The organism is Pontimicrobium sp. MEBiC01747, from assembly GCF_053601635.1.
On the sequence record NZ_JBSHNS010000581.1, the window covers coordinates 1 to 6,806 of the forward strand.

At 33.4% G+C, this 6,806-nt stretch carries 6 protein-coding genes; all 6 read right to left on the reverse strand.

Features of this window, described 5'->3' with window-relative positions; genetic code table 11:
• Positions 1-246: 246 nt before the first annotated feature.
• Positions 247-1,800: a peptide MFS transporter gene (locus ACVC2P_RS19500; RefSeq protein ID WP_452600120.1), complete on the reverse strand. Its 1,554-nt coding sequence runs from the start codon at positions 1,798-1,800 to the stop codon at positions 247-249.
• Positions 1,801-1,912: 112 nt separating this feature from the next.
• Entirely contained in the window at positions 1,913-3,058 is a 1,146-nt protein-coding gene (locus ACVC2P_RS19505) for a hypothetical protein (protein ID WP_452600121.1), read from the reverse strand.
• A 1-nt stretch (position 3,059) separates the two neighbouring features.
• Positions 3,060-4,145 carry an amidohydrolase family protein gene (locus ACVC2P_RS19510; protein WP_452600122.1) on the reverse strand — a complete coding sequence of 362 codons (1,086 nt, stop codon included), beginning with the start codon at positions 4,143-4,145 and terminating at the stop codon, positions 3,060-3,062.
• A 49-nt stretch (positions 4,146-4,194) separates the two neighbouring features.
• Entirely contained in the window at positions 4,195-4,731 is a 537-nt protein-coding gene (locus ACVC2P_RS19515) for a 3-hydroxyanthranilate 3,4-dioxygenase (RefSeq protein ID WP_452600123.1), read from the reverse strand.
• Positions 4,732-4,876: 145 nt separating this feature from the next.
• The gene (locus ACVC2P_RS19520) at positions 4,877-5,659 is read right to left on the reverse strand and encodes an SDR family oxidoreductase (RefSeq protein WP_452600124.1); all 783 of its coding nucleotides are present in this window, start codon (positions 5,657-5,659) and stop codon (positions 4,877-4,879) included.
• Between the two features lie 110 nt (positions 5,660-5,769).
• Positions 5,770-6,806: aldehyde dehydrogenase (locus ACVC2P_RS19525; protein WP_452600125.1), on the reverse strand; the 1,037-nt coding region annotated here is incomplete at its 5' end.

Sequence of the window (6,806 nt, forward strand, 5' to 3'; positions counted from 1 at the left end):
CATAATCATCTAATGCTTCAGGTATAAAATGCATGCGTTTGTATTAAAAAATTAATTTTTAATGGTCACTTCGAGTGAAATTAATTGTAATGCAATGAAGGTTAATTTTGTATCGAGAAGTTCTCGTTTTTAAAGTTGTTCTCGATACAATTGTCCTTCGTTTCACTTCGTAAAATCACTCGAACTGACATTTATCGTTATGTTTTAATGTCAATTGATTTCTATAGCTAATTTTAAAACTATCTATTAGTTAATGCCAGACATCATTTTTTTAATTATTGGCGAAATAACTATTGCAAATATACCAACAATAGCACTAATTACACCAAAGCAAGCATAAACAGATAGGTAGGAGTATAATTGTTGAAAATTCTCCCCATTTTGTAATGCTGTTTCTGGAGTTATACCTGTAAAAAAGGTTACAATATCTCCAAAAATGCCTTCGGTAAAAGGATTAGTCTCTCCATTAGAAACAGTTGTTAATTTAGCTATTTTTCCAGCAAAAAAATGCCCGTAAAAATTAGCCGAAAACCAAACGCCCATAATAAAAGCTACATATTTTAAAGGTGATAACTCGGTCATTTTTGAAAGTCCAATAGGAGACAAGAATAGCTCTCCAATGGTATACACTAAATACCCAATAACTAAATAAGTCATAGATGTTTTTGCAAACTCGTCTACACTATGAGCAGATAGGGCAAAAATAAGAAACCCTATACCTAAAAAGAGTAACCCTAGGCCAAACTTAATAGCAGAGTTTGGGTTTTTGTTAATACGGCTTAAGTAGGTCCATAACATAGAAAACGGAATTGCAAACAAAATTATAAAGCCTGCATTAATACTATTAGTCCCAGCGGCATCCATACCTACTAAGTTTACATTTCTATCTGCAAATAAGGTTAATGAACTTCCTGCTTGTTCAAAAATTGCAGCAAATAATGTGTACAAAGCAGTAAAATAAACAATAACGAGGAGTCGTTTTTTTTCAACACGACTAACGGTACTATAAATGTAAGCGATGTAGCAAATTAAAAAGAGAGAAATTATCCATACAATATAATGTTCAAACTCATTAAAACGAATAACTAAGGCAAATAATGGAACCGTTAAAAAAGCAATGACTGTTATTAATTGCCCTTTGTTTAAACCTAATGTTTTAATATTGTAGTTGTTTATATTAGGCACTAACCCTTTGTTTTCAAAAACATTATTTTTTAATCCTTGTCTAAAAACGACTAAACCAGCAACCATACCAATACCAGCTAAAACAAAACCATAATGCCAGCCATAAGTTTCTGCAAACCAAGCACAGGCTAAAGGTGCTACTGCAGCCCCTATATTTATGCCTAGATAAAAAATAGTAAATCCAGCATCTCGTCTAGCATCTCCCTGTTTATATAAATCACCAACAAAAGAAGATATGTTAGGCTTAAAAAAACCATTACCAACAATAACTAAAGCTAGAGAACCATAAAAGAAAATTGGGTGTTCAAAAGTTAAAAAAAAATGACCTAGAGCCATTAAAAATCCGCCAAGTAAAATAGCCTTTCTAAAGCCTAGAATTTTATCGGCTAATATGCCTCCAATCATTGGAGTTACATATACTAGAGACATATAAGCGGCATACACACCAAAAGCCATATCGTCTGTAAATAAAAGTTGTTTGGTCATGTACAACACTAACAAGGCGCGCATACCATAGAATGAAAAACGCTCCCATAATTCTGCGAAGAATAAATAAAATAACCCCTTAGGATGCCCAAAAGCTTGATTAGTTTTAATAGTACTATTACTGTTCATCTGTTCTAAATTTTTTCGATTGGTTGGCAATCTATTTACAGATAAATTTATGGGTAAGAGCTGTAACTAATTATAGTAAAAAATAACGAATTGTAAGGTTTTGTTATTACAGTTACAAAGAGTTACAAAGGGTTTTATAGTCTTTGTTTTCAGGACTTTTGTTAAATTCTTCTAGTAAAGTGGGGTCTATAGTTATATGGTTAGGAATCATACGTAAACGGTAACGCCCTTCTCCAATAAAGGTTACTAAATCTCTTCGTTCTAGTAGTTGTGTATCGTCTAGATCTAGAATAGAATTAATATTATCAATAATTCTTGTTAGGTAAGTTTGGTTTTTTATTTCTCCAGCAGCTCCAATAGCTAAACTTTGCGAATCTCCTTCGCCGTATTTTCTTCTAATAGCAAACTTTAATAAATTTTTATATTGTGTTGTTTTAGAACCAAAATCTATAGTTTGCTCAAATACATTTTTTGTAGGAATACTAATTTTTACCAAACTCCAATCCATAAAACTAATAGTCATTTCATTAGGTTTAGGCATACTTGCTAAACGAATAACCCAAGTTGTTGCCAGTACTAAAAAAATAGAAATTAGAGAGGTCTTAGCTATAATTTTAATTAGGTTGTTACTAAACTCGTTTCCATAGTTTATAAAAACATCAGAGAGTTGAGAGGAGAACATTAAAATAATAATAAGTACAGAAATAATCCCTACTATTTTTAAGCCTCTAAAGGCAAAGGTTCTGTATAAAGAAATACCTAGCAAATAACATAAAAATACAGATAATAAAAGATCTGGAATACCACTTATGTTAAGCCCGTTTATAGTATCGTTGTCTTTTAAAAAGTAGGATAATCCAAAGGTTATTATTGAAGTAATAACAATAACTACGAGTATAGATTTAATATTCTTTTTGTTATTATAGATAAAGCTTGGAGCGTAATAAAAATAAAACAAGGCAAGAAACAAAAACATATTATTTATAATAGACAAGAAGTGAATGCCTAATAAATAACCATTTGTAGATTTAAATTCAAAAATTTGACCAGTATAAGCCCAAATACCAGAAGCAACCCAAACAAACATGGCAAAACTTAAATACAGTAATCCTTTATCTACGCGTTTTTGAGTGTCGTTTTCCTCTAAAATAACTTTAAAACGTTGCCTTATATTATACCAAATAGCAATTAATAGTATAGCGCCTATTAAAGAAATAAAAATATGCGATAATGTATAAAACTCGGCAACTTCTATCATGCTAACCGTTTGTAATTCTATTAATTAGTTTTTGTTTTGCAGCTGTATCATCTCCACACAACCATTGTATAACATTGTTTTCCCAAATAGCATCATACTCTTCACTATTAATAATGTTACGTTCCATAGCTAAATCTAATATTTTACCAGGATAAGAACTTTGGTTTTCGCTTTCCATTTCTCCTAACGGATAAGGATCGTCTAAGCCCATAATAACTTGTTTAGAGCCCTGGTTTTCTACTAGTAGTTTTAAAGAACCTGTATCGTGTACTAAAGTGTCAAAGAATATATTTTTATGTCCTACCGATTTTCTTGGGTGTGTTTTACCTTCAAATAAATCTGGTCTTCCATCAAACCCTTGAATACGTCTTCCTAAGTTAATTTGTGCTAATTGCCCACCATGAGCAAAACAGGTTCTCATATTTGGGTATTTATCTGGATAGCCATTAAGTGTTAAAAAGTGGTAAGCATCTGCACATTGTGCTAACATCCATATTAAATGAAAACGCCAACTTGTATTTTCTAGTTTAATAAATTTTTCGCCATCGTATGGATGTATTTCTACAGCCAAATTGTATTTATTTGCGAGCTCAAAAATAGGTTCGTTTTCTTCATCAAAAATACAACGCCAAGTACCTATAGTATCCATATAGTGTGTTGGTAAACATAATAATTGCATGCCCAACTCTTCTACACAACGTTCTATTTCCCAGCAAGCACCACGAACAAAACCTGGATGTACTACAAAACCACAAGTAAATTTACTTGGGTGATCGTGTTGTACTTTAGCATTAAAGTCGTTTTGGAACCGTAAGGCTTTTTTCATTTCTTCAACACGTAACCCATTTCCGTATAATTGAGATAGATTTAAAACAACTGCATGGTCTAACTTATTACGCTCCATCCACTCTAGCTTTTCATCTAAGAAAAAACTAGAATCTGTTACAGGGCGACTCCAATCTTTTTGAAGCATAAATTTTCGGTCTTTATCAACCCAAAAAATACCTTTGTCTTTCATAAATTGAGGAATTTCCTCAGGGTAAGGTAATAAGTGAGAGTGTCCGTTTATTCTTAGTTTACGTTTCATAAGTTGGTTTTGTAATTCCTATTGTTATTATGTGGAAGCTATTTTATTTTTATTGTTCAATTTTAATCTTACTAGGTGGCTGCATTACTTCGCCGCAGTTAGGACAAGAACGTTTCTCTTTATCGCTATAATACTTATCGAAAATTTTTGGCATATCTGTTTCAATATTTTCTACTGTAAAATCTTCTTCATATAATTTAGTAACGCAATTTTCGCAGAACCAAAGCAGAGCATCTTTCATGCCTTTTGGTCGTTTATATTCTATAACTAAGCCTACTGTATTAGCACCGCGCTGAGGAGAATGTGGTACTTTTGGAGGGAGTAAGTATATATCTCCTTCTTTAATATGTACATCTTTAGGTGTGCCCTTGTCAATAATTTTTAAAACAATATCTCCTTCAACTTGATAGAAAAACTCAGGTGTTTCGTTATAATGATAATCTTTTCTATTGTTAGGGCCTCCAACGACCATAACAATAAAATCTCCATCTTTCCACACACATTTATTTCCTACGGGTGGTTTTAATAAGTGTCTGTTTTCTTCAATCCAAGCTTTAAAATTTAAAGGCGATACTAAGTTGCTCATTGTTTTATGTTTTTGTCATTCCTGCGAAGGCAGGAATCTATGTTAAAGTTGTTTTGTTTTTTTTGAATTCCTGCCTTCGCAGGAATGACAAACAATATGCTTATAAATTTACTAATTCCTTTTTAGATATTATATATTAAAAGAATTATAAACTTTTGGTTCTTCCACCATCAACAGGAAGGTTAATCCCATTAATATAACTAGCAGCTTCACTTGTTAAAAAGGTAATGGCATTGGCGATTTCTTCAGGTTTAGCAAAACGTTTTGCTGGTACAGCGTTTTTCATGGCTTGGCTAGTATCATCAACACTAATCCCTGTTTTTGCCGATTTGTTTTTTATAATTTCACTTAAACGTTCTGTTCCGGTAGCACCTGGTAAAACATTATTAACGGTAATGCCAAAACCACCTAGCTCATTCGCTAAAGTTTTACTCCAGTTGGCAACAGCACCGCGAATAGTATTACTTACCCCAAGACCATCTAAAGGTTGTTTTACCGATGTAGAAATAACATTTACTATTCTACCAAAACCAGCTTCTTTCATAAAAGGAACTACTGTCTGGGCGAGTACATGATTGCATTTTAAATGTTGTGTAAAAGCCGCTTCAAACTCGCTTACCTCAGCTGCAAACACAGGGCCTCCTTTTGGACCTCCGGTATTATTTACTAAAATATGAAACCCATGATGGTCAGAAACATACTCGGCTACTTTAGTTTTTAATGCTTCTGGATTTGAAAAATCTGCAACAATATAGCTATGGTTTCTATGTCCAGGTAATTCTGAAAGGACTTGTTTTAATTTATCTTTGTTTCTTGCAATTAAGGTAACATTTACACCTTCTTCAGCTAAAATCATAGCTGTTGCTTTACCTATGCCTTGTGTGCTTCCACAAACTAAGGCATTTTTGTTGTTTAAGTTTAAATTCATAATATTTCCTAGGTGAATAGGAATTTTTTAATGTCATTCTAAAATAACTTCAGTTTGACGTATGGTTAATATTTTAGTTTCAATTTATAAGATTCTCGCTTTTGAGAGAATTAATATTTTATACAAACATTTTTAGCTTCAGTAAAAAAGCGTAAAGCTTCAAAACCACCTTCTCGGCCTACGCCAGAGGCTTTAACGCCTCCAAACGGTGTGCGTAAATCGCGCATCATCCAGGTGTTTACCCAAACAATTCCTGCTTGTAATTGGTTGCTCAAGCGCATGGTGCGTTTTAGGTTGTTGGTCCAAAGTGTGGCAGATAAACCATACTTTACTTTATTTGCCATGACTAAAACATCATCCTCGGTTTTAAATGACATAATGGTAACGACAGGACCAAATATCTCTTCTTGATTTACTCTACACTCATCATTTGGTACTTCTATTACTGTAGGTTCTAAATAGTATCCGTTTTCATAACCTGTAACTGTTACTTCATTGCCACCGCATAATATGGTTCCGTTTTCTTCTTTGGCTATAGCTATATAGTCTTTTACTTTTTCTAAATGTGGTTTAGAAACTAAAGCACCAATGTTGGTGTCTTTATGAGATGGATGCCCCACTTTTAAAGCTTTTACTTTAGCTACAAAATCGGTTTTAAACTGTTCGTATATGGTTTCTTCTACAAATATGCGACTGCCGCAAAGGCATATTTGTCCTTGGTTAGCAAAAGATGAACGTACGGTTGTGTTTAGCATATCATCATAATCGCAATCTGCAAAAATGATATTAGGGTTTTTACCGCCTAACTCTAAGGATAGTTTTTTAAACATTGGTGCTGCTACTCTTGCAATATGGGCTCCTGTGGCAGTTCCTCCTGTAAATGAAATAGCTTTAATATCTGGATGTTCTACAATGGCTTGTCCTGTTGCCCCTCCAAGTCCATGAACGATGTTTAATACGCCATTTGGTAAACCAGCTTCTGTACAAATTTCGCCTAATAAATATGCGGTCATTGGTGTAACTTCGCTAGGTTTAGCGACTACACAATTTCCTGCAGCAATGGCTGGTGCTATTTTCCATGTAAATAAATAGAGTGGAAGATTCCAAGGCGAAATACACCCAACAACACCTATAGGTTGCCGTAAGG

Excerpts from the sequence above, each read along its gene's own strand:
- ACVC2P_RS19500 (WP_452600120.1), bottom strand. The coding sequence starts at position 1,800 with ATGAACAGTAATAGTACTATTAAAACTAATCAAGCTTTTGGGCATCCT.
- ACVC2P_RS19515 (WP_452600123.1), bottom strand. The coding sequence starts at position 4,731 with ATGAGCAACTTAGTATCGCCTTTAAATTTTAAAGCTTGGATTGAAGAA.
- ACVC2P_RS19505 (WP_452600121.1), bottom strand. The coding sequence starts at position 3,058 with ATGATAGAAGTTGCCGAGTTTTATACATTATCGCATATTTTTATTTCT.
- ACVC2P_RS19510 (WP_452600122.1), bottom strand. The coding sequence starts at position 4,145 with ATGAAACGTAAACTAAGAATAAACGGACACTCTCACTTATTACCTTAC.
- ACVC2P_RS19520 (WP_452600124.1), bottom strand. The coding sequence starts at position 5,659 with ATGAATTTAAACTTAAACAACAAAAATGCCTTAGTTTGTGGAAGCACA.